Source organism: Acidisoma sibiricum (assembly GCF_057837225.1).
On the sequence record NZ_CM174445.1, the window covers coordinates 2,860,625 to 2,881,970 of the forward strand.

At 65.4% G+C, this 21,346-nt stretch carries 20 protein-coding genes and 1 tRNA gene; 13 read left to right on the top strand and 8 right to left on the bottom strand.

Features of this window, described 5'->3' with window-relative positions:
* Nucleotides 1-24 precede the first annotated feature (24 nt).
* The 7 genes from AC3G7M_RS13625 to AC3G7M_RS13655 all read left to right on the top strand — a co-directional run bounded on the left by AC3G7M_RS13625 (nucleotide 25) and on the right by AC3G7M_RS13655 (nucleotide 7,029).
* Nucleotides 25-1,059, top strand: coding sequence for a dipeptidase (locus tag AC3G7M_RS13625; RefSeq protein ID WP_489212620.1), 1,035 nt, complete (start codon nucleotides 25-27; stop codon nucleotides 1,057-1,059).
* Nucleotides 1,056-1,883 carry an aldo/keto reductase gene (locus tag AC3G7M_RS13630; RefSeq protein WP_489212621.1) on the top strand — a complete coding sequence of 276 codons (828 nt, stop codon included), beginning with the start codon at nucleotides 1,056-1,058 and terminating at the stop codon, nucleotides 1,881-1,883. The genes AC3G7M_RS13625 and AC3G7M_RS13630 overlap by 4 nt, the downstream gene beginning before the upstream one ends.
* An 11-nt stretch (nucleotides 1,884-1,894) precedes the next feature.
* A complete protein-coding gene (locus tag AC3G7M_RS13635; protein ID WP_489212622.1) occupies nucleotides 1,895-2,884 on the top strand; it encodes an aldo/keto reductase in 990 nt (329 codons plus the stop codon).
* Between the two features lie 30 nt (nucleotides 2,885-2,914).
* Nucleotides 2,915-3,772 carry an oxidoreductase gene (locus AC3G7M_RS13640; protein WP_489212623.1) on the top strand — a complete coding sequence of 286 codons (858 nt, stop codon included), beginning with the start codon at nucleotides 2,915-2,917 and terminating at the stop codon, nucleotides 3,770-3,772.
* A gap of 34 nt (nucleotides 3,773-3,806) precedes the next feature.
* Nucleotides 3,807-4,793: an aldo/keto reductase gene (locus AC3G7M_RS13645; RefSeq protein ID WP_489212624.1), complete on the top strand. Its 987-nt coding sequence runs from the start codon at nucleotides 3,807-3,809 to the stop codon at nucleotides 4,791-4,793.
* 203 nt (nucleotides 4,794-4,996) lie between these two features.
* Nucleotides 4,997-5,776, top strand: a complete 780-nt coding sequence (locus tag AC3G7M_RS13650; RefSeq protein ID WP_489212625.1) for a GntR family transcriptional regulator — start codon at nucleotides 4,997-4,999, stop codon at nucleotides 5,774-5,776.
* Complete coding sequence (locus AC3G7M_RS13655) at nucleotides 5,773-7,029, top strand: cation:proton antiporter (RefSeq protein ID WP_489212626.1); 1,257 nt, start codon at nucleotides 5,773-5,775, stop codon at nucleotides 7,027-7,029. Before AC3G7M_RS13650 ends, AC3G7M_RS13655 begins: the two co-directional genes overlap by 4 nt.
* Here the strand turns inward: AC3G7M_RS13655 and AC3G7M_RS13660 are convergent.
* Complete coding sequence (locus tag AC3G7M_RS13660; RefSeq protein ID WP_489212627.1) at nucleotides 7,026-8,363, bottom strand: phosphatidylserine decarboxylase family protein; 1,338 nt, start codon at nucleotides 8,361-8,363, stop codon at nucleotides 7,026-7,028. The two genes, AC3G7M_RS13655 and AC3G7M_RS13660, sit on opposite strands and share 4 nt — an antisense overlap.
* 130 nt (nucleotides 8,364-8,493) lie before the next feature.
* Here AC3G7M_RS13660 and AC3G7M_RS13665 point away from each other — a divergent pair, with 130 nt between their 5' ends.
* Complete coding sequence (locus AC3G7M_RS13665; RefSeq protein ID WP_489212628.1) at nucleotides 8,494-9,834, top strand: MATE family efflux transporter; 1,341 nt, start codon at nucleotides 8,494-8,496, stop codon at nucleotides 9,832-9,834.
* On the opposite strand, the gene mtnK is transcribed toward AC3G7M_RS13665, so the two are convergent.
* Nucleotides 9,831-11,132 (bottom strand): S-methyl-5-thioribose kinase, encoded by a 1,302-nt coding sequence (gene mtnK / locus AC3G7M_RS13670; RefSeq protein ID WP_489212630.1) that lies wholly within the window; start codon nucleotides 11,130-11,132, stop codon nucleotides 9,831-9,833. The two genes, AC3G7M_RS13665 and mtnK, sit on opposite strands and share 4 nt — an antisense overlap.
* A gap of 212 nt (nucleotides 11,133-11,344) precedes the next feature.
* Between mtnK and AC3G7M_RS13675 the strand changes: the two genes are divergently transcribed.
* Nucleotides 11,345-13,828 carry a hybrid sensor histidine kinase/response regulator gene (locus tag AC3G7M_RS13675; RefSeq protein ID WP_489212632.1) on the top strand — a complete coding sequence of 828 codons (2,484 nt, stop codon included), beginning with the start codon at nucleotides 11,345-11,347 and terminating at the stop codon, nucleotides 13,826-13,828.
* 27 nt (nucleotides 13,829-13,855) lie between these two features.
* On the opposite strand, the gene AC3G7M_RS13680 is transcribed toward AC3G7M_RS13675, so the two are convergent.
* Both AC3G7M_RS13680 and AC3G7M_RS13685 read right to left on the bottom strand, forming a co-directional pair.
* Nucleotides 13,856-14,176 (bottom strand): DoxX family protein, encoded by a 321-nt coding sequence (locus AC3G7M_RS13680; protein ID WP_489212633.1) that lies wholly within the window; start codon nucleotides 14,174-14,176, stop codon nucleotides 13,856-13,858.
* Between the two features lies 1 nt (nucleotide 14,177).
* Nucleotides 14,178-14,558: a DUF4267 domain-containing protein gene (locus AC3G7M_RS13685; protein WP_489212634.1), complete on the bottom strand. Its 381-nt coding sequence runs from the start codon at nucleotides 14,556-14,558 to the stop codon at nucleotides 14,178-14,180.
* Nucleotides 14,559-14,642: 84 nt separating this feature from the next.
* Between AC3G7M_RS13685 and AC3G7M_RS13690 the strand changes: the two genes are divergently transcribed.
* Complete coding sequence (locus tag AC3G7M_RS13690; RefSeq protein WP_489212635.1) at nucleotides 14,643-15,296, top strand: TetR/AcrR family transcriptional regulator; 654 nt, start codon at nucleotides 14,643-14,645, stop codon at nucleotides 15,294-15,296.
* 83 nt (nucleotides 15,297-15,379) lie between these two features.
* Here AC3G7M_RS13690 and AC3G7M_RS13695 read toward each other — a convergent pair whose 3' ends face one another.
* The 3 genes from AC3G7M_RS13695 to AC3G7M_RS13705 form a co-directional block, all read right to left on the bottom strand.
* Entirely contained in the window at nucleotides 15,380-15,568 is a 189-nt protein-coding gene (locus AC3G7M_RS13695; RefSeq protein ID WP_489212637.1) for a hypothetical protein, read from the bottom strand.
* A gap of 308 nt (nucleotides 15,569-15,876) precedes the next feature.
* Nucleotides 15,877-17,457, bottom strand: coding sequence for a Y-family DNA polymerase (locus AC3G7M_RS13700; RefSeq protein ID WP_489212639.1), 1,581 nt, complete (start codon nucleotides 17,455-17,457; stop codon nucleotides 15,877-15,879).
* Complete coding sequence (locus tag AC3G7M_RS13705; RefSeq protein WP_489212640.1) at nucleotides 17,369-18,145, bottom strand: ImuA family protein; 777 nt, start codon at nucleotides 18,143-18,145, stop codon at nucleotides 17,369-17,371. Before AC3G7M_RS13705 ends, AC3G7M_RS13700 begins: the two co-directional genes overlap by 89 nt.
* Nucleotides 18,146-18,434: 289 nt before the next feature.
* Between AC3G7M_RS13705 and AC3G7M_RS13710 the strand changes: the two genes are divergently transcribed.
* Both AC3G7M_RS13710 and AC3G7M_RS13715 read left to right on the top strand, forming a co-directional pair.
* Nucleotides 18,435-18,728, top strand: coding sequence for a hypothetical protein (locus AC3G7M_RS13710; RefSeq protein WP_489212641.1), 294 nt, complete (start codon nucleotides 18,435-18,437; stop codon nucleotides 18,726-18,728).
* Nucleotides 18,729-18,920: 192 nt separating this feature from the next.
* A complete protein-coding gene (locus tag AC3G7M_RS13715; RefSeq protein ID WP_489212642.1) occupies nucleotides 18,921-19,184 on the top strand; it encodes a hypothetical protein in 264 nt (87 codons plus the stop codon).
* A gap of 138 nt (nucleotides 19,185-19,322) precedes the next feature.
* On the opposite strand, the gene AC3G7M_RS13720 is transcribed toward AC3G7M_RS13715, so the two are convergent.
* Nucleotides 19,323-19,399, bottom strand: a tRNA-Pro gene (locus tag AC3G7M_RS13720).
* Nucleotides 19,400-19,624: 225 nt separating this feature from the next.
* On the opposite strand from AC3G7M_RS13720, the gene AC3G7M_RS13725 reads away from it, so the two are divergent.
* Nucleotides 19,625-21,184, top strand: a complete 1,560-nt coding sequence (locus tag AC3G7M_RS13725) for a tetratricopeptide repeat protein (protein WP_489212643.1) — start codon at nucleotides 19,625-19,627, stop codon at nucleotides 21,182-21,184.
* Nucleotides 21,185-21,346 lie beyond the last annotated feature (162 nt).

The window sequence follows — 21,346 nt, forward strand, 5'->3', positions numbered from 1 at the left end:
GGCTTCTGGGCGAAGCCTTGGATCATGAACGCTCCGATCCGTACTGCCCAGCAACTGCATGACGCGCTGCTGACCATCGACACCCATATCGATATTCCCTGGCCGCCCGGTCCCAGTCCTTTCGAGGATGGGATACGGCGCGTCGATCTGCCCAAGATGCGCCGCGGCGGCCTCGGCGCGGGCTGCTTCGCCGCCTATATTCCGCAAGGCAAGAACGACGAGGCCGGTTTCCAGGCGGCCTATGACCGGGCCGTCGCCATGCTGCGCGCCATCCACGCGATGGGCGAGGATAATGGTGACGCATCTCGCCTGCCCGGCCGCATCGCCACCACCGTCGCCGAAATCGAAGCGGCCCGCGCAGAGGGCGCGCCGGCCGTGATTCCCGCCGTTGAAAACGGCTATGCCGTCGGCCTCGATATCAACCGTCTGGATGATTTCCGGGCGCTCGGCGCGCGCTACATGACCTTGACCCATAACGGTCACAATCAGATTTCCGATAGCGCCGTGCCGCGCAAGGATCTGGGCGACGGGCCTGCCTTGCATCATGGCCTCTCAGACTTCGGCCGCAGCGTCATCGCGCGCATGAATGCGCTCGGCATGCTGGTCGATATTTCCCATGTCGCCAAACCCGCTATGCTGCAGGCGATCGAAATCTCATCCACGCCGGTTCTGGCCACCCATTCCTCGGTCCGCGCACTATGCGATCATCCGCGCAATCTGGATGACGAGCAGCTGGACCGGCTGGCCGAAAGCGGCGGACTGGCGCAGATCACCCTGGTGTCCTTCTTCCTCAAGCGCGGCTCGAAGGAGACCGAGGTCACGCTGGCCGATTATGTCGATCACATCGACTACGCCGTTCAACGCATGGGTATTGCACATGTCGGTATCGGCACCGATTTCGATGGCGGCGGCGGTGTCGTCGGCTTCCACGATGCGGGCGAAAGCGCCAATCTGACGGCGGAGCTGATGCGGCGCGGCTATGATTCGCAGGCGATTGGCGCTCTGTGGGGCGGCAATTTTCTGCGCCTATTGCGCATTGCCGAGGAGAAAGCCCTATGAGGACAATCGATCTGCCGGACGGCCGCCGCCTGCCTGTGATGGGGCTTGGCACCTGGCGCATGGGCGAAGCCGGTTCGGACACCAAGGCTGAAGTCCGCGTCATTCAGAAAGCTTTGGATCTCGGCATTTCGCTGCTCGACACGGCCGAGATCTATGCCAATGGCGGCTCGGAACGCGTGGTCGGCGAAGCTATTCGCGGCCGCCGTGATAGCGCTTTCATTGTCAGCAAAGTGGCGCCCAGCCATGCCAGCCGGCGCGGCACCGTCAGCGCCTGCGAGGCAAGCCTGAGCCGTCTTGGTATCGAAACGCTGGATCTTTATCTGTTGCATTGGCGTGGCAGCGTGGCGCCGTCTGAAACCGTGGAGGCTTTCGAGACGCTGAAGGCCCAAGGCAAGATCCGCGCCTGGGGCGTCTCCAATTTCGACGTCGACGACCTGGAAGATATTCCAAATCTGGCAGAATGCAGCGCCAATCAGGTGCTGTATAATCCTCAGTCGCGGGGTACGGAGTTCAATCTTCTCCCGTTCTGTCAGTCCCATAACATTCCCATCATGGCCTATACGCCGTTCGGCCAGAACGGCGCCGTTTTGAAGAATGCCGCCATCGCGAGCATCGCACGCCGTCATCAGGCGACGCCGGGCCAGGTCATTTTGGCCTGGGGCATCCGCCACCCCGGTGTCGTGACCATTCCAAAAACAGCGACCCTTGCCCGGGTTGAAGAAAACCTGGGCGCCTTATCGCTTAACCTTAGCGTGGAAGACCTGGCCGAGATCGATCGGGCCTTTCCGCCTCCGCGGCGCAAAACGTCGCTGGAGATGCTGTAACGAGGATCATCATGACCTTACCAAAACGCGCACTCGGCCGTCAGGGTCTGCAGGTTTCGGCAATCGGCCTTGGCTGCATGGGCCTCAGCCAGTCCTATGAGCCCGCGGTGGAAGCGGACTCGATCAAGACCCTGCATCGCGCCATCGAAATCGGCTGCACCTTTTTCGATACCGCCGAAGTCTATGGGCCTTTCACCAATGAGGATCTGCTCGGCCGGGCGCTTGCCGGCAAGCGCGACCAGGTGACGATCGCGACCAAATTCGGCTTCAGGATCGAAGACGGCAAATCGGTCGGCACCGATAGCCGGCCCGAGCATATCCGTACCGTGGTCGAGGCGTCGCTGAAGCGTCTGCGCACCGATCATATCGATCTGCTCTATCAGCATCGCGTTGACCGGTCCGTGCCGATCGAAGATGTGGCGGGCGCCGTGGCAGACCTCATCCGCGCCGGCAAGGTCGGCTATTTCGGCCTCTCGGAAGCGGGTGTCAGCACCATTCGCCGGGCCCATGCGGTGCAGCCGGTATCGGCCGTGCAAAGCGAATATTCGCTGTGGGAGCGCAATCTGGAATCCGACGTCATTCCGGCACTGAAGGAACTGGGCATCGGCCTGGTGCCCTTCTCGCCGCTCGGCCGCGGCTTCCTGACCGGACAGGTGAAGCGCGCGGAGGACTATCCCGCGACCGACTTCCGCCGCAACGATCCGCGCTACCAGGGTGCCAATTTCGACGCGAACATGGCCGCGGCTGACGCCGTGCGGCAGATCGCGACGACGAGGGGGGCGACGCCCGCGCAGATCGCCCTCGCCTGGGTGCTGCACAAGGGCCAGGATTTTGTTCCTATTCCTGGCACCCGCCATATTGCCAATCTGGAATCCAATGTCGCCGCGGCCTCCATCCAGCTCGACGCCACCGATATCGCGAACCTCGAAGAGGCGCTTGCGCCGGGCAAGATCTCCGGTCCCCGCTATACCGAAAGCATGATGGCGATGGTCGATCGCTGAGCTAAAGCTCAACAGGAAAGAAATCCTATAATGACTACAGAAAAACCCGTCTGGTTCATCACTGGCTGTTCCACCGGCTTCGGCCGCGAACTGGTCTCTCTGCTGCTGCGCCAGGGTTACCGCGTCGTCGCCACCGCCCGCGACGTCACCAAAATCTCCAGCCTCGTCGAAGGGCATGCGGATCAGGCGCTGGCACTGGCGCTTGACGTGACCGATGCCGATGCCATCGGCCATGCCGTCAAGCAGGCCGAGCAGAAATTCGGCCGTATCGACGTGCTGGTGAACAATGCCGGCTATGGCTATTTCGGCGCGCTTGAGGAAGGCGAAGACGCTCAGGTGCGGACCATGTTCGACACCAATGTCTTCGGGCTGATCGACATGACCAAGGCCGTGCTGCCCGGCATGCGCGCCCGCCATTCGGGCTTTGTCGTCAACCTGTCCTCGATCGGCGGCCTCGTCTCCTTCCCCGGCACCGGCTACTACACCGCCACCAAGCATGCGGTCGAAGCCCTGTCCGAGGCGCTGAGCCAGGAAGCCGCCCATCTCGGCATCAAGGTGCTGATCGTCGAACCCGGCCCCTTCCGCACCGATTTCGCCGGCCGGTCGATCAATATGTCGAAGACCATTATTGCGGATTACGACAGCACAGCCGGCGAACGCCGCCGCCAGACGGATGCCCGCAACGGCCGCCAGCAGGGCGACCCGGTGCGGGCCGCGCAGGCGATCATCGATGTCGTCAACGCGCCCAATCCGCCGCTGCGCCTGCTGCTGGGCAAGCCGGCGCTGGAAACGGCCCGCGCCAAGCTCGAAAAGCTGCGGACCGATTTCGATGCCTGGGAAGACACCACGCTCGGCGCGGATTTCCCCGGCGAGCACCCCAAGTTTTAAGCCTGCAACGTCTCAAGTCTGAAAGACAGAACGCGTGAAAAACAGAAAACTCGGCGCTGGCGGCCCTGAGGTCAGCGAGATCGGCCTCGGCTGCATGGGCATGTCCGCCTATTACGGCGGCCGGGACGACGGGGAATCGATCGCGACGCTGCAGCACGCCGTCGAACTCGGCGTCACCTTCTTTGACAGCGCCGATATGTACGGCATGGGCGAGAATGAGAAGCTGGTCGGCCGCGTGCTGGGACCGGTGCGCGATCATGTCGTGATCGCTACCAAATTCGGCAATACCTGGGACGCCGAAGGGCGCCGCGGCCCGGTGCGGGGTGACCCGGCCTATGTCAGATCCGCCTGCGAGGCGAGCCTGCAGCGGCTGGGTCTGGACGTCATCGACCTCTATTACCAGCACCGCGTCGACCCCAATGTGCCGATCGAGGAGACGGTCGGCGCCATGGCCGACCTTGTGGCGGAAGGCAAGGTGCGCTTCCTGGGCTTGTCGGAAGCCGGGCCGCAGACCATCCGCCGCGCCCATCAGGTCCATCCGATCGCGGCGCTGCAGACCGAATATTCGCTCTGGAGCCGCGATCCAGAGGCCGATGTGTTGAAGGTGACGCGGGAACTCGGCATCGCCTTCATCCCCTATAGCCCCCTCGGGCGCGGCTTCCTGACGGGGCAGATCAAAAGCCTGGACGATCTGGACGCGGATGACTGGCGCCGCAACATGCCCCGCTTCCAGGGCGAAAACTTCCAGAAGAACCTTGATTTGGCCAGCAAGATTGCGGATTTCGCCCGCGCGCGCGGCTGCACGCCGGGGCAATTGGCCCTGGCCTGGGTTCTGGCGCAAGGCGAGGACATTATTCCTATTCCTGGAACGAAGCGGAGAACTTTCCTAGAGGAAAATATCGGCGCCGTTGCCATCACTCTGTCGCCCGAGGAGCTGGCCGAGATCGACCGCATTCTGCCGCCCGATATCTTCCTGGGCACCCGCTATCCGGCCGAGGGCATGAAGGCCGTCAGCCTCTGATATCCCTCTGACTCTGATATCCCCCTGATCAGTCGCCACGCGATCCCGCTTCGGGTCGTGTGGCGACGGCAGTGGCCTTTGGCTGCGCCTGCGGCAAATCCCAGCGGTGCGGCCGCGATTTTTCTTAGCCAGACGCCTAAAAGCCGCTTTAAAGCCGAACGCCATGGCCAAGACAGTCTCCTTTCGCTAGGACTGGCACCGCCATGGACCCCGCTCACGCCATTTCTGCATCGCACCGAAAGCGCGATCCGGCTATCGGATCACGCAAGACGGTGGTCCGCGCGGGTGATGCACCGGACAAGGTCTATGCCGCGATCCGCCGCGATATCATTGAGCGGCGCCTGCCGGCCGGCACCAAATTACCGGAGGGCGACATCGCCCAGCGCAGCGGCGTCAGCCGCACCGTGGTGCGGGCGGCCTTCGCCCGTCTGATCGCCGAGGGTCTGGTCGTGCGCCAGAGCAATCAGAACGCCCGCGTTGCCAAGCCAAGCCCTGACGAAGCGGCCGATATCCTGGACCTGCGCCGCAGCATCGAACTCATCGTCATCGGCCGCCTGACGGAAAGCCCGGTGCCGGCCGAGATCCTCGCCGCGCTGCGCGCCCATGTCGCAGAGGAAGAGCGTGCCTTGTCCGAGGGCGTTGCGGAATCGATCCGCCTCTCCGGCGAATTTCATGTGCGTCTGGCAGAAGCTGCCGGCAGTCCGCTGCTTGCCCGCTACGTCTCGGAACTGGTCTCCCGCTGTTCGCTGCTGCTATCCGACCAGCATCTGCCCCATTCCGGCCAATGCGCGGTGCAGGAGCATCAGGCGCTGATCGACAGCCTGGCGCGCGGCGATGCCCAGGCGACACTCACGCAGATGGATCATCATCTGAGCGCGGTGGGCGAGCGCGCCACCTTCCAGACCAGCCGCCGCCGCGTCCTTCTGTGCCGCGCGGTGCCGGGATCGCCGGTCTCCCTGCCTGAGGCTCCGTCCGGCGCATGAATGGGCTCAGCTTCATCGCCATTCTGCTGACGCTTTCGGCTGTTTTCGGCATCGTCAACTACCGGCTGCTGCGCGTGCCCGCCTCGACCGGCGTGCTGATCATCGCCCTTGCCGTCTCCGTCATCGCCATCGCGCTCGATCCGCTCATCGCACCCTGGAGTTTCCGGCGCTGGGCGCTGGATCTGCTGCATACGATCAACCTGCCATCGGCGCTGATGAACGGGGCACTGGCCTTTCTGCTGTTTGCCGGCAGCATGCATGTCGATATCCGAGAGCTTCTGCGCCGGAAATGGACCGTGCTGGCACTCGCCACCTGGGGCGTCGTCATCGCCGTTGCGGTCTTCGGTATCGGCATCTGGCTCGTCTTCGGCGCGCTGGGCGTGGCGGTGCCGCTGATCTGGTGCCTGGTGGTGGGTGCGATCCTGGCGCCGACCGACCCGGTCTCGGTCGTCGGGCTGCTGAAGCGGCTGGGCCTGCCGGCCGGTTTCCGCGCCATTTTCGCCGGGGAGGCGCTGTTCAATGACGGCGTCGGCGTCGTTGTCTTTACTGTCCTGCTGGGTGTCGCGACGTCGAGCGGTCATGCGGAGACGATCGCGGGACTGGTCTCCTCCTTCATCGTCGAAGCCTTCGGTGCCGGTATTCTGGGGTTCATTACGGGCTGGGTGGCGCTGCGCCTGATCAGCCGGGTGGACGACTACAATCTCGAACTCATCCTGTCCCTTGCACTCGCCACCGGGACCTACAGCCTCGCCAATGCCCTGGGCCTGTCCGGCCCGATTGCCGTCGTCATGGCCGGGCTCGCCATGGGCAGCAAAGCCGGCCAGGACGCGATGAGCGACATCGCCCAGCAGCATGTCATGACCTTCTGGTCGATGATCGACGAGTTGCTCAATACGCTGCTGTTCCTGCTCATCGGTCTTGAAGTCGTCTCCGTGCCCGTCACCGGGCTCGATCTGTTGGCAGGCGCCATCGCGATCCTGCTCTCGCTGTTTGCACGTGCCGTCAGCCTTATCCTGCCGATCTATTTCCTGCGGCTGCACGACGTCATGGGCCGGCACGCGATTGCGGTGCTGACCTGGGGCGGATTGCGCGGCGGCATTTCGGTCGCCCTCGCCCTCAGTCTGCCGGAGACCGCGCCCCGCGGCGATCTGCTGCCCGTCTGCTATGCCGTCGTCGTCTTCACGATCATCGCCCAGGGACTGACCATGCCGCGGCTGGCGCGGAATTTCCGCGAGCGGGGATCGCTGGCCTAAGCGAGATAAGCCAGATTGGCATTGACCGCCACATTGGTCGCATCGAGGTTGGGCGTATTGGTGACCGGCACCTGAAAAGCGAGCTTCACCCCTGGCTGGAACACCAGGCAATGGGTCGATCCGCCGAAATGGAACATGCCGATCTGATCGCCCCGGCTGACGCTTTGCCCCGGCACGACGGTGATCTGGCAACTGGAGACCTCGGCCATGCCGACCGCCACCACCGCCATCAGGCCGATAGCCGGTTCGTTCGCCTGGATGAAGATCACTGCCCGCGTCGCGACCGAGGTGATGAAGGGCTGCGAGGCATTCGGCGCCGAAGGGTCCGGGTTGCCGCTGTAAAGCCCTTCCGATGGGCTTTCCAGATAATAGGTGCCATCGACCACGGTGGCACTGGCGATGACGCCATCCACCGGACTGTGCCAGCGATGATAGCTCAGCGCGCTGAGGAAGGCCTGATAGACCGTGCCACCGGCGAATTGGGGCGCTTTCGGATCATTCGCGAGCATATCGAGCAGGGAATAGGGCTGTCCCTTCAGCCAGAAATTGGCCGAGAGGGCGACGCCGGTCTGCACCTGTAGCGGCGCTGATTCGCAGGCATTGACGAGCGGCGCATCGCCCACCGGCCGCTGGCCGGGCTGGAAGACGCGGGTAAAGAACTGGTCCCAGGACTGGAAGCCGAAATAGGCGGGATCGCCAGGATCGGGGACGACGAAGATATCGGTGAAACTCTGCGCCGGCGGCGACGGAAAGGGCTGCTGGGCCACGGCCACCATCTGCGCCAGGGCCGGTGCTGAGAGCCAGGCGATGACCGGCGGGTCGCTGGTCGGGTCACTGTCAGCCAGAACATAGCGGGACGGCAGGGTGGTGAGGAAGCTACCCCAATAGGTCAGAACCGGCTTGAAATAGGCGTTGAAGGTCTGGCTGTAGAAGGTCGTGATCCCGGCGGCCGCGCCCATCGGCCAGTCGAGCAGCGCGTTGATCGGAAAACCAACCAGCCCCTGCGCCTCGTCGCCACCCGGAGTGACAATGAATTCCGGTGCCGTCACCATGATGGCGTTGAGCAGGCTGAGGAATTCGGGCCAGCTGGTCACGGCCGGGGCGCCGGTCGGGTCGTCCTGGTAATAGGCAAGCGCCTCGACGAACATCGCCTGCGTGCTGGCATTCAGCACCGGATCATTGGCCACCATCAGTGCCAGGGCCTGAATAGGGGCGATGTAGTCGGCAGGCGCCGTCTGCGCCGCTTTGGCTTTCAGGTTGAGTATCCATTTGCGGATCGCCTTATGGTCGCTCGTCAACCATCCGCCCGGCCGGTGACGGTTCGGTCTTGACATCGCATTTCCTTTCCTGCCGCGCGGATCTCTGCGGTCCGATCAACAGATCATTCCCGTCATGCAATGTCCAGTTTAATTGCGCCAGCCGGCGGCTCTTGCGCTGCATGTCATTCTTCCGCCATCTGGCGCGATGACCGATGCCCAGAACCCCGCCATTACGCACCGCCGCGTCCTCGCAATCGCCTTGCCGATGATGTTTGCCTATCTCAGCACCGCGCTGGTGGGTGCTGTCTCGACCGCCGTCATCGGCCGGCTGGGCCAGGCCGATCTCTCGGCCGGCATCGCCATCGCCGCCATCCTGTTCGATCTGCTGCTCGTCAGCCTGAGCTTCCTGCGCAGCACGACCCTGGGGCTGACGGCCCTCGCGCGGGGCGGCGGCAATGAGGACGCGGCGCGCGGGGTGTTTCAGCGCGCGCTTGTGCTGGCACTCGGCCTCGGCCTCATTATTCTGGCACTGCGCGGACCCGAAACCTGGATCGGCCTGCCGCTGCTCGGCGCCCATGGCGGCGTGCTGCGGGCGGCGGCCGGCTATGCGCTGATCCGCGCCCTCTCCGCCCCTTTCGCGCTCGCCAATTACGCGATTCTGGGTGCGCTGCTCGGCCGGGCGCGGGCCGGCGCCGGGCTTGCGCTGCAGCTTATCCTCAACGGCACCAATATCCTTCTCTGCCTCTGGCTGGTGGAGGGTCTGCATTGGGGGGTGGAAGGGGCCGCCTGGGCCGCGGTCGCCGGTGAAACGGCTGCTTTCGTCGCGGGCCTCGCCTGGCTGCGCATCAGCACGGGCCCGCTATGGCAGGGTGCGGCCGCCGCGTTCCGCGCTGCGGAAGGCTGGCGCGAAATGGGTGTGCTCAACCGTGATACGCTGATCCGCACATTGGCGCTGCTGTTTGCCTTCGCCTTCTTTACCCGCCAGGGCGCAGCCTTGGGTGCGGCCGCCCTCGCCGCCAATGCCATTCACATGCAGTTCTTTGCGCTGTCGGCCAATTGCCTGGATGGTTTCGCGGCGGCGGCCGAACAGATGGCGGGCAGCACCATCGGCGCCCGCGACCGCGCGGGCTTTGACCGGACTGTCAGGATCACGCTGGCCTGGAGCCTCGTCTCGGGCCTTGTCATCACGCTCGCCTATATCGCCTGGGGGCAGAACTTCATCGCGCTGCTGACGCGGGCCCCGGATGTGCGGGCAGCGGCGGCGGCAAGCCTGATCTGGGCAGCCCTGGTGCCGGTGGTGGCCGCCCCCGCCTTTCAGCTCGACGGCGTCTTCATCGGCGCCACCTGGTCGCGCGACATGCGCAATATGATGCTGGTCTCGCTCGCCCTGTTCCTGCTCTGCTGGGCAGCGCTGATGCCGCATTTCGGCAATACCGGGCTGTGGCTCGCCTTTCTGTTCTTCTTCGCGGTGCGCGGCGTGACGCTGGGCCTTGTGCTGCGCGCCCGCGGCCGCTCGGGCCGCGTGCTGGTCGCCTTCGGGGGTTAAAGCGGACGCGTGGGCGCAGGGTCCAGACCCGCGCCCGCAAACCGCGGCAGCGCCGCGGCCACCGCCGCGATATCGCCGTAGCGTTCGGGAAAGAGCAGCACGGAACGCGCGAAGGCCAGCGCTCCGGCTTGCGCGTCCGCCCGCTCACGCTCATCCGCGATGACCAGAAAATCCGCGATCTGGGCGAAGCCCAGGACACGGCGGATGATCTTGCAAGCCATGAACATCAATGCGTCGCGGAACAGCGCGGCCACATAGGCGCGGCGCAGCGTCTCCAGCCGCGCCGCGCCCAGAGGGGTGTCGAAATGACTGGCAGGAAAGCCATCGGCCGCCCCCGTGAAGCTGCGCCAATGGCTCAGAAACTGCGCCTCAAACCTGTGCCAGAACGAGAGGATATCGGCCGCCAGCTGATCGCGGAACTGCGCCGTCGCGTCAGCCGGGCCGCCATGGAAGGGTTTTGCGAACCAGGCCATCACGTAATGGGCGATGAAATTGCCGATATCGAAGCCGGACGGTCCGACGAGCGCGAATTCCCCGTCGATGACCCGCGTCTGCGTCTCGGTCACCATAATGGAGCCGGAATGCAGATCGCCATGGAGGACAGACTGCGCGCGGGTGAGATAGATGAGCCGCGCCGCGGCGACCGCAGCCTTGAGGTCGATATCGGCCCGGAAGGCCGCGGCCCAGCCTTCCAGCGGCGCGATGATGCGGTTGCGCTCATGGACGACATAAGGGTCGGTGAAAACGAGATCGACGGAAATGCGCTGCAGGGCGAGGTTGCGGGAGAAAATCGTCTGGTCTTCCGCCTTGGTCTCAAACGGGACGGCCAGGTCGGAGGTATAGAAGGAGGCGGCGGCGACATAATCGGCGATGTCGGTCGGCACGCGCGGATAGTGGTGGCCCGCAATCATGGCCGACCGCAGAATGACGTGCGGCGCCAGCTTCTCCATCACGATGAGGAACAGCGCCGGGTCGAAGTGATGGATGACCGGGGCGAGCGCGCCGGCAAAGGGCGCGATGCGCCGGCCGTAACTGACCTCGAAAAAGGCGCGGTTGACATCCATCGGCCAGCTTTCGCCGGCGACCCGGACATAGGGCAGCGCCTGCTTGACGCAAAGCCCGCCCAGCGGGCCGTCGATCAGAAAGACCGAATTGAGATTGCCGTCTGCGACATCGCGGCAGACCCAGTCGCCGGGCGTGCCGCCGAGCATCGCGGCGGCCTCCGGCAGGCCTGCCAGATAGGCCGGCACGTCGGACGCGGTCAAAATCCGATAGTCAGGACTGGGATGGTCGAGCATGGTGGCGGAGGCTGCCTTTCTGACGTGTATGACCGGATTGCCCTGGTCTTTTGGCCCTGTGTCTGACAACCAGTGTAGCGGCGGCTGTTGGTGCCGTGAACCACGCCCCGGGAGTATGGGCACCCTTAATCACACTCGCTCGATACCCCAAGGGCCTGGCTTGACGGCTCCGCCGCCGGCCATGCAAGTCGTATTGCCGTAACAATCGGACAATGATGTCTACACCGGATCATAGGTCTGCCGCACCAGCCCGCCCGTCATCCCCCGCGGCAGCGCTGGACGCTTTGACGGATTGGTCGGCGACGCCGCTGCGCCATGTCGCACAGTGGCCGCTTGCCCTCTCAGCCGCCGCCCTGCTGACGCAGGATCTGCCGGGACCGGCTTTGGTCGCCTGGGGCCCTCAGCTGACGGTGGTGCCGAACCGGCATCTGCAAAACCTGCTCGGCACAGAGGCCGCGGGCAGGCCGCTGGATCAGGTTCTGTCCGACGCCTGGGACTGGCTGAACCCGCTGGTGACACGGGCCCTCGGCGGTGAGGCCGCGCAGGCGGGTGGCCTGCCGCTGACCCGCAGGAGGGCGGATGGCGCGCTGGTCCGTGGCACCGCCGCGCTCTCTCCCCTGCGCAATGCCGACGGCACCGTGGCCGGCGTTCTGGCACAGCTTGATCCCAACGCCGCGCAGACCGTGCCGGCCGCCTCCCGTTCGGACAGCGAGGCCTATTACCGGACGCTGTTCGACTCGATGGAGGAGGGTTTCTGCGTCATCGAATTTTTCGACGGTCCGCATGGCCCCTTGAGCGATTTTATTCATCTCGAGGCCAATCCCGCCTATACGATCCATGCCGGCATTCCCAATGTCGTCGGCCAAACCCTGCGCGAGATGGTGCCCAACGAGGCCGATGCCTGGATCGCCCGCTACGGTGGGGTGCTGGCCACCGGCCAGCCGATCCGCTTCGAGCAGGAGCTGGTGGCGACCGGACGTTACCTTGAGTTATCATCGTTTCGGATCGAGCCGCCGAGCCGCCGCCAGATCGCGGTCCTGTTCAAGGATATTACCGAGCGCAAGCGCATCGAACGTGAATTGCACGAGATCAACGAGAACCTGGAAGCGCGGGTGGCATCGGCGATTGCCGAGCGCCAGCTGCTGGCGGGCATCGTCGAGAATACCAATGCCTTTGTTCATGTCCTGGATATGAATTTGCGTTATCTCGCCATCAATGGTGCCGGTGCGGACGAATTCGAGCGCATCTTCGGCACGCGGCCCAAGATCGGCGACCATGTTCCCGATCTTCTGGCGCCGCGCGCGGATCTGATCGCTGCTCTGGAGCGGGCCTGGGCACCGGCACTGGCTGGCGAAGACTACGTCATGGTCGAAGCCTATAGCGATCAGTCCGGTAACCAGCGCTATTACGAGCAGCATTTCAGCCCCTTGCGCGACGCCGATGGCCGGCAGATCGGCGCCTATCAGTTCAGCTATGACGTAACCGAGCGGCTTGAAGAGCAGGACCGGTTGCGAGTCGCGGAGGAGGCCCTGCGCCAGGCGCAGAAGATGGAAGCCGTAGGCCAGCTCACAGGCGGGCTCGCGCATGACTTCAACAATCTTCTCGCCGGGATTTCCGGCACCTATGAGATGATCGGCGTCCGTGTCGCGCAGGGGCGCACGGCGGAGGTCGAAAAATACATCGCCGCCGGCCAGGGGGCGGCGCGGCGCGCGGCCGCCCTCACCCACCGGCTGCTGGCCTTCGCCCGGCGCCAGACGCTGTCGCCCAAGCCGACCGTCATCAACCGGCTGCTGTCCGATCTCGTCGAGCTGGTACAGCGGACGGTGGGACCGGCGATCGCGATCGAGACGATTGCCGCCGCGGGCTTGTGGACGGCGCAGGTTGATTCCAACCAGCTGGAAAACGCGATCCTCAACCTGTGCATCAATGCGCGCGATGCCATGCCCGAGGGCGGGCATATCACCATCGAGACCTCGAACCGCTGGCTGGATGAGCGCGCGGCGCGCGAGCGCAACATGGTCAAGGGCCAATATGTGGCCGTCAGCGTCACGGACACGGGCTCTGGCATTGACAAGTCTATCCTGGATCGCGTGTTTGACCCCTTCTTCACCACCAAGCCCATCGGCCAGGGCACGGGCCTGGGCCTGTCCATGGTCTATGGCTTCGCGCGCCAGTCGCACGGCTATGTGCGCATTCATTCCGAGGTCGGCCAAGGCACCAGCGTGACGATCTATCTGCCACGCCATCTGGGTGCCGAGGATGAGGATGCGGCGCCGCAGGCCGATCGCGCCCTACGCCTCAGCCATCAGGGCCAGACGGTGATGATCGTCGACGATGAGCCGACAGTCCGGCTGCTGCTGACCGATGCGCTGTCCGATCTTGGCTATCATTGCATCGAAGTGCAGGACGGCGGCGCTGCCCTCAAGATCTTCGAGAGCGATGCGCGCATTGACCTGCTGATCACCGATGTCGGTCTGCCGGGCGGGTTGAACGGACGGCAGGTGGCGGATGCGGCGCGCGTCACCCGGCCGGGCCTGAGCGTGCTGTTCATCACCGGCTATGCCGAGAATGCCGTCCTCAACCACGGCCATATCGAGCCGGGGATGGAGGTGCTGACCAAACCCTTCGCGGTCGAGGATCTGATCCGCCGGGTGGAGCGCATGCTGGGCGAAGCAAAAATCGGCGGCGGGAAATAGGGGGGCGGCGCTGCCCCCCCCCCCCGTTCAGACCGGTATTTCTGCCAGCACGAGAAAGACGACAAAGAGGCTCAGCGGCGCCAGATGCGAAAAGTCGCGATGGCGGAGAACCGTTATGATCGCCGCCGCAATGATGACCGCGCCGAGTGCCAGGCCGATGATACGGCTGGCCGGATAGGCCATGAGCGCGGCACAGATGATCTCAACGCCGCCGGTCAGACGGTTCCACCAGGACGGGTAACCCCAGCGGGCGAAATCGGCTTTTAGCGTGGCCGTGCCGATCACGTTGAAGACGCCGGCGCCGAAGAACCCTGCCGCCAGAAGCCAGATTGCGATCGTATGGACCATGTCAATGCGCTCCGATGATTAAGGGAATAGACGCCAGGACCATCACCGCCGCCGTCACGCCATGCATGCCAAAGGCGGCTTTGCGCGACCCTTTCGCCGCCAGAATGACCAGCATGTCGCCGATAGCGATAAGGGCTTCGACCGCGAGAATGATGCCGACGTCGTGCGGTGTGCCCCAGGCCATGAAGGTCAGGACGGCCAAGCCCGAGACGATGTCGCGCACGCCCTTCAGCCGCAGCCATGCATCGGTATTGGCGCCGGTTTCAGGCAGCGGCAGGCCGAAACTGCGCGTCGCGGCCCTGGGGCGCACAATATATTGCGTGCCGATGGCGATAATCGCGAGAGCCAGCAGGACGGCTATTCCAAGCGCAATCCATTGCATGTGATTGTCTCCTTCTTACAAAACAAGATAAACTAGCGTTGCTAGGATAAATAATATAGCGTTGCTAGATTGTCAAGCGTCAGTATGATGCCGCGATGGATAGGCGTCTGGCTCTGGGAGATTGAGGGATTGGGTACCGCCGAGCGGAAGGTCAGAGACCGGGCTGAGCGCGAGCAGCGCATCATCGCGGCCGCGCGCGTGATTGCAGAGCAGGAAGGGTGGGACGCTGTTACAATCCGCCGGCTGGCCGACGAGATCGAATATAGCCAGCCCGTTCTCTACTCACATTTTGAGAACAGGTCTGCGATCGTCGCGGCCGTCGCCATCGAAGGCTTTCGGGCACTCACCATCGCTTTGCGGGAAGCGGCCGGCGGGCCGCCGGATGCCGCGCACGCCCTCAAGTCTGTTGCGATGGCCTATCTCGACTTCGCCCTGCGGCAGCCGGCGCTGTACGAGGCGATGTTTGTGCTGCCCACGGATTTGCTCTTCGCCAAGTCTGACACCAGACCGGAATTGCGGGCCGCTTTCCAGGCCCTTTCGGCCGTGGTGACGCCGTTTTGCGTCGACCGGGATGTCGCGACCGAGACGTTTTGGGCGGCCCTGCATGGGCTCGCCGCCCTCGAAGGATCAGGCCGCATCCGGCCCGGCGCGCGCGACGCGCGGATCGCGCTCGTGGTCGGCGCATTCGTCATATCTGCGGAAGCGACGGGTAAGGACGGGTCCGTCAAGGGAATCTGACCGGCTTTTCCCGACGCCAAAGGGGCGGAGCCTGCCAGGCACCGCCCCCTGTCTTACGCGACGGCAAGTATCATGATCAGGGCTTAGGGCCCGTGATAGCCGCCGGGCCCACCGGGTCCGCCGCCACCCGGACCACCGTAGCCACCGCCACCGCCATGCTCACCATGATGCCAGCCGCAAAAGGGACCGCCCCAGGGGCCGCAACAGGCAGAGAGGCTGCCGGCCGCCATCAGCATGCCGACCACGATCAGCACCTGTTTCAGATTTCGCATGCACGTATCCTTCATATCGGGCCAGTCGCCGCATCAGGCCGCTTCTGCCTGGCGGGCGGATAGCCGCCGCATTGCACGCTCCGCGTCCGAACGGAGGCGGAGGAATGGTGTCGTTGCAAGACCAACGTCACATCTGTTTCGTCTTAGAAGGTGGAAGTGTGGCGAGAATGAGAGAGGTTTTGTTACTTCACAATTAGGTGACTCTGCAAAAATTACCGCGCGGCTCCTGCGGGAGAAAGCAGCATCACCAGCAAAAAATTTATTTGACGCGACAACCATTCTGGAAATGTTCGGCGCAGCCGCAAGCCCTAAAAAATGCCGTGCAGAAACCAGGCGAGATTTCCGGTTTCGGGATTTTCACCGTCACCATTGCGGTAAAGCCAGAAACGGTCTCCGGCCTCATCCTCCACCGCCCAGTAATCGCGCGCCAGGCGGCGCTCCCCGTCCCGCTTCCACCATTCGCCGAAAATCCGCTCCGGCCCGTCCGCCCGGCGGATACGATGCCGCACCCGCCGCCAGGTGAAAGCGACGGGCGGCTGGTCGGGCAGCAAGGCGATCGCCTGTACCGGCTGCGGCGGCGTCAGCAGGCGCAGCGGTCGTGGCAGGCTGGGCGACCAGCTGCGGCCTGTAGGCGGTGTCAGCGGCCCGACCTTCCTCACCGCACGCTCCGGCACATCGCTTTCCACCGGCGCCAGGCGATAGACCTCCGCCTCTCCGAAGCGCGCGACCAGACGATCGACCAGCGGGGCCAGGTCGCCCAGCGTCTTCGCCATCCCCGTCTGCGGCGACCAGGCTTCCAGCTGGGCCGGGGATGCGGGCTCGGCCCGCGCAATCCATAGCGTCATCGCCTCCACGCCAGGACCGGGGTCGATCGTCTCGATCCGCTCGCCCAGCAGCCGGGCCAGCTGCGCCGCCTGCTGCACCGGCCGCGCCGTGCCAAGGGCGATGACCTGCTGGCTGCCGTCGATCCGCTCGCAGACCAGATCCAGCCGGCGCGCGCCCTCTCCACGCCGCTGCAGCTCGGCGGCGACGCTGTGGCACAGCCGGTCGATGACGGTCGCGAAAGCCTCGGCCGTCACCAGAGGCTCGAGAAAGGTCAGACGCTCGCGGACCAGGCGATGAGCGGCCTGCGGCTCCAGCGGCTCGAACATGGTGCCCAGCGCATAGTCCAGCTGGCGCAGCAGCACGGCGCCGAAACGGCGGGACAAGGGGGCGCGGGGCGCATCCATCAACTCCCCCACCCGCGCGAAGCCCATGCGGTCCAGCCCGGCGACGGTCTCCGCCGGCAGGCGCAGGCTGGCGATGGGCAAGGGACGCAAGGCAGCAGCCACGCCACCCGCCGGGGAAAGGGTCGCTGCCTCGGTCCCATAATGCGACAGCGCCCAGGCGGCGCCCGGCGTATCGGCTATGGCCAGCCGCACCGTGAGCCCGACGCCGGACAAACGCCGCTGGAGATCCGCCATCATCGCGGGCTCCCCACCCCAGAGATGGTCGGCGCCAGTACTGTCGATGCGGATCGCATCCGGCAGGTCGGCGGCCGTCAGCGGGGCATAGCGCTGGCACCAGGCGGCCAGGGCCTGCAGGCCCGCTGCATCGCCCGCCGGATCGGCATCGATGATCGTCAGATCACGATGCATCGCCTGGGCTTCCGCCAGCGGCTGGCCCGGCATGATGCCAAGGCGCTGGGCTGCGGCGTCGGCCGCCCCCACCCCATAGCGCCGCCCGTCATGCAGACGGGTGATGACGGGACGGCTGCGATCCGCCGCCGCGCTGGGCGGTGGCGTGGCCTCCTGCGGGTCGCTAGCCGGCGCGGCGCGGCCGCTCTGCTGCTGCCGGCGCCAGCGATCTGTCGGCCAGAGCGGCAGGCAGATGGAGATGACCCGTCGCATCGCATGCCTCCACAATCCAGGATGCTGCCTGCGCCCCGCGGCAGCGGATAAGGTCCAGCCGCCATAGCGCCGGGGCCAGGCCCGGCACATGCGGCGCCTCCGGCACGACCGGGCCGGAGGGCTGGCGGGCGATGCGCCAGCGGGTGAGCGCCGGCATGGGCGCGAGCGCCGCGGCGCGTTCCCGCGGCAGGGGCCGCCGCAGCACAAAGGATGGAATGCCCGCTTCTTCCGCCGCCAGTTGCAGGCGGCGCGCGCCGGTGGCGTCGATCTGGCGCAGCTCGCCCACGATGGCGGCGAAGCAGCCGTGACGCAGCGCCTCCTCCATCACCGTGGGGACCGCGCGGCGGGCGGCGATATGCAGGACGCGATCGGGGCTCAAGCCCACACCGGCCAGCGCCGGGGCATAGAGATCGGGGCGTTCTGTCGCCCACAGCACGGGTCCCTCCAGCCGGGCGAGGATGCCCGCCACCATCAGCCCGGCGGCACTGGCATAAGGCTGGCCCGGACCCTGATCGGCCATTTCATGCAGACCAGCCAGTCGCAGCCCGCCGCCGGGCAGATGCCGGTCGAGCAGGGCCAGGCCGAATGGCAGCGTCTGTCCTGCCAGCGGCGCGCCCGGCCGCCGTTCAAGCGTGGCAATGGCGGCCCGCAAATCTGTAAGCTTTTGTTTTTCCAATAAAAGGGTCACGCTATGGCCTCATCTGAAACGGAACATAACGTGAACATTGCGGCCATGGAAAGCCCTTTATCTGCGCGCAAAGCCGGCTTCGCAGGCTGTCCAAAGATTTCAAACCTGTGCGGAAAAAGCCTCACCTCAGGTCTGAGGGATGGGCTGCAAACAGATCATCCGCACCACCACAGCCCCGCAGAACGCCGGCTGACCTATGCGTCCAGCCCTATGGCGCGCCGGAGGGCAAACCGCTTACCTTGGCCGCAACAGGGGCATGCCCCGACAACAGGACTTGAGGCTGGCCAGAATGGTAAGCGAGACGCGCGACAAGTTCCTGACCGCAATCCGCATCCTGGCTTCCGGCACCGGTGCGCTGAAAGTTCGGCTGCGATTGGCCTTCATGCCGGAACTGCTGACCCTGCAGCAGGAGGATATGCCCTGGCCCGATCTCTGGGACCGTTTCCTGACCCTGCGCGAGGAACTGGCCCCCAATAATCGCCCCGAAGTGACGATGGAGCAGTGGTGGGATTTTGAACTCGGCCGCATCGCGCAGGAGATTGTCGATATCTTCGACGAAATTAGCCGCCGGCCCCAGCCCTGACGCTCTGCCCCCTGACGAACGGCTGCGGGATGGATCGGATTTCGCCATGGCATCCGCCGCTTTGTAGATCTGTCAACAGACGCGCCGCGCTGATCAAAACGTGATGCCGGGTGATCTCAAAAAATGCAGTCTCCGTCTCCTTCTTAGGGCGATCCGGCGCAGTTCATGCGCCATGGATTCAGGAGATAGACTATGCATCACTTCCGCTTGATCATGATGGCGACTGCCATTACCGTGCTTCCCCTCGCCAGCAGCTGGGCCGATGGCTCGGACGTTCAGCCGCAAACCCAAAGCTCGGCCGTGGCCGGCGCGTCGACCAGCTCGGGTTCAGCCACGGGCCTGACCAATAAGCCCACCAATGGTACGGGCGGCGGCGGCATGTCCACGGCCAGCGGCCAGAAGGCGGGCGGCATGGCGAAGACGAACAAGGTCATGTCCACCGGCGCCGCACAGTAACGCCGCGTCGTTTTATTTAAATTCACCAAGAAGAAGACGCTATCGTCAGGGGCTTTTCGTCATCGGGCCACTGACCCTATCGGCGCGGCAATCCGTAAAACGATTGCCGCATGATGGGCCTATGACGAGATGAAAAGATGGTCGGAGCGGCGGGATTCGAACCCACGACCCCCAGTCCCCCAGACTGATGCGCTACCAGACTGCGCTACGCTCCGGCCATAACACCGCGGACGCCGATGGCACTGCGGATGCGCCCCTGTAGCAGCGTGTGCCCGGCTCCGCAACCGGGCGCAGCCAGATTATCGGCAGGTGTCTGTCATGACCGGCCGGGCGGTTGTGCCGCCCGGCATCCCTGATTCGCACCCATGCCGAGAGCACCGCTTGGCGGCCCCGCCTCGCCTCCCTACCATCATCGCGACCCCTTGGATTCAGGACCGCGGATGAACAGGAAGCAGCGCCGCACAGAGGCGAAGCAGCAGGGCGCCACGCCGATAAGCCCTGGCGCCCTGGCCGCGCCTGCGCAGATGGCGCTCGGGCAGGCCATCCGCCTGCATCAGGCGGGCCGGCTGACGGAGGCCGTGACCTTCTATCAGCGCAGTCTCACACTGGCCCCGCCGCAGCCCGATGCGCTGCAGAATCTGGGCAGCGCGTTCAACGATCTGGGGCAGCCCGCGGCGGCGCTGCGCGCTTTGGACGCAGCCATCGCCCTGCGCCCGCTCTATCCCGTCGCGCATCTCAATCGCGGCAATGCGCTCTGGGCGCTCGGTCGCGCCGCGGAAGCCGTCGAGGCCTATGGCCTCGCGCTGGTGCAGAAGCCAGATTTCGCCGCCGCCTACGATGCCCGCGCCCTGGTGCGGGCAAGCGAGGGTCGCTTCGCGGAGGCGCTCACTGACGCCGATGCCGCGCTCCGCCTCGCCCCTCTCGACCCCCAGACCCTGAATACGCGCGGCAATGTGCTGCGGGCCCTCGGCCGTCTGGATGAGGCGATCGGCTGCTACAGCCGCGCGATCGCCCTCCGCCCCGATTATGCCGACGGGCATTTCAACCGCGCTCAGGCCCTGCTGGCGGCCGGCCGATTTGAAGAAGCCTGGGGGGAGTATGAGTGGCGGTGGCAGACCCCGCAGATGATCGCCCAGCGGCGGCGCGTCGCGGCCCCGCTCTGGCAGGGCCAGACCCTCGATGCGGGGACGCGCCCCCGCCTGCTCATCCATGCCGAGCAGGGATTGGGCGATACGCTGCAATTCTGCCGCTATCTGCCGATGGTGGCTCACCTCGGCTTCACCGTTATTCTGGAAGTGCCCAAACCCCTCGCCCGGCTTTGCCGGACGCTGAGCGGTGTCACAGAGATCGTCGTGCAGGGTGAGGCGCTGCCCGCCTTCGACCTGCATCTGCCGCTCATGAGCCTGCCCGGACGCTTCGGCACGCGGCTTGACAGCATTCCGGCGGCCGGGCCGTATCTTGCCGCCGATCCGGCTGCCGTCGCGGCCTGGGGCCGCCGCCTGGCCCCGCTTGGAACAGGGCTGCGCGTCGGCCTCGCCTGGGCCGGCAATCCCAGCCCTGGCAGCCCGATGCGTGCGGCGATGGACCGGCGGCGATCCCTCGCGCCCGAGCGCCTCGCCCCGCTGTGGCAGGTGCCCGGCATCAGTTTCGTCAGCCTGCAAAAGACCGGCCCCGTTCTGCCCGGCCAGCTGGCCGCCGTCGACGGCATGGCGGAGATGGCGGATTTTGCCGATACCGCGGCCCTCGTCTCCACTCTTGATCTGGTGATCGCCGTCGATAGCGCCGTCGCCCATCTGGCAGGCGCCCTCGGCCGCCCGGTCTGGCTGATGGACCGTTTCGACCCCTGCTGGCGCTGGCTGCTCGGACGAGCGGACAGTCCCTGGTATCCCGAACTCCGCCTGTACCGGCAGCCGGAGCCCGGCGACTGGGACAGCGTGCTGGCGGCGGTCTGCGCCGATCTCGCCGCATTGAGCGCCCTGGGCCAGCGCGCCGACAGCTAACGCCGCGCACTGCCGCGCCATCGCCCGCAGGGCCAGTTGAGCCTCGGCCTGCGCCTGGATCTGGCGCTGATGGGCCATGCCGGGCGTATCGGGAAAAGGCTGCGCCTTGCCATGGGCCAAGATGGTGCTTCCGTCCGTCGAGAATGGGAGGGTTTTGAGGCG

Excerpts from the sequence above, each read along its gene's own strand:
- AC3G7M_RS13625 (WP_489212620.1), top strand. The coding sequence starts at position 25 with ATGAACGCTCCGATCCGTACTGCCCAGCAACTGCATGACGCGCTGCTG.
- AC3G7M_RS13630 (WP_489212621.1), top strand. The coding sequence starts at position 1,056 with ATGAGGACAATCGATCTGCCGGACGGCCGCCGCCTGCCTGTGATGGGG.
- AC3G7M_RS13635 (WP_489212622.1), top strand. The coding sequence starts at position 1,895 with ATGACCTTACCAAAACGCGCACTCGGCCGTCAGGGTCTGCAGGTTTCG.
- AC3G7M_RS13640 (WP_489212623.1), top strand. The coding sequence starts at position 2,915 with ATGACTACAGAAAAACCCGTCTGGTTCATCACTGGCTGTTCCACCGGC.
- AC3G7M_RS13650 (WP_489212625.1), top strand. The coding sequence starts at position 4,997 with ATGGACCCCGCTCACGCCATTTCTGCATCGCACCGAAAGCGCGATCCG.
- AC3G7M_RS13655 (WP_489212626.1), top strand. The coding sequence starts at position 5,773 with ATGAATGGGCTCAGCTTCATCGCCATTCTGCTGACGCTTTCGGCTGTT.
- AC3G7M_RS13660 (WP_489212627.1), bottom strand. The coding sequence starts at position 8,363 with ATGTCAAGACCGAACCGTCACCGGCCGGGCGGATGGTTGACGAGCGAC.
- AC3G7M_RS13665 (WP_489212628.1), top strand. The coding sequence starts at position 8,494 with ATGACCGATGCCCAGAACCCCGCCATTACGCACCGCCGCGTCCTCGCA.
- mtnK (WP_489212630.1), bottom strand. The coding sequence starts at position 11,132 with ATGCTCGACCATCCCAGTCCTGACTATCGGATTTTGACCGCGTCCGAC.
- AC3G7M_RS13675 (WP_489212632.1), top strand. The coding sequence starts at position 11,345 with ATGATGTCTACACCGGATCATAGGTCTGCCGCACCAGCCCGCCCGTCA.
- AC3G7M_RS13680 (WP_489212633.1), bottom strand. The coding sequence starts at position 14,176 with ATGGTCCATACGATCGCAATCTGGCTTCTGGCGGCAGGGTTCTTCGGC.
- AC3G7M_RS13685 (WP_489212634.1), bottom strand. The coding sequence starts at position 14,558 with ATGCAATGGATTGCGCTTGGAATAGCCGTCCTGCTGGCTCTCGCGATT.
- AC3G7M_RS13690 (WP_489212635.1), top strand. The coding sequence starts at position 14,643 with ATGATGCCGCGATGGATAGGCGTCTGGCTCTGGGAGATTGAGGGATTG.
- AC3G7M_RS13695 (WP_489212637.1), bottom strand. The coding sequence starts at position 15,568 with ATGCGAAATCTGAAACAGGTGCTGATCGTGGTCGGCATGCTGATGGCG.
- AC3G7M_RS13700 (WP_489212639.1), bottom strand. The coding sequence starts at position 17,457 with ATGCGACGGGTCATCTCCATCTGCCTGCCGCTCTGGCCGACAGATCGC.
- AC3G7M_RS13710 (WP_489212641.1), top strand. The coding sequence starts at position 18,435 with ATGGTAAGCGAGACGCGCGACAAGTTCCTGACCGCAATCCGCATCCTG.
- AC3G7M_RS13715 (WP_489212642.1), top strand. The coding sequence starts at position 18,921 with ATGCATCACTTCCGCTTGATCATGATGGCGACTGCCATTACCGTGCTT.
- AC3G7M_RS13725 (WP_489212643.1), top strand. The coding sequence starts at position 19,625 with ATGAACAGGAAGCAGCGCCGCACAGAGGCGAAGCAGCAGGGCGCCACG.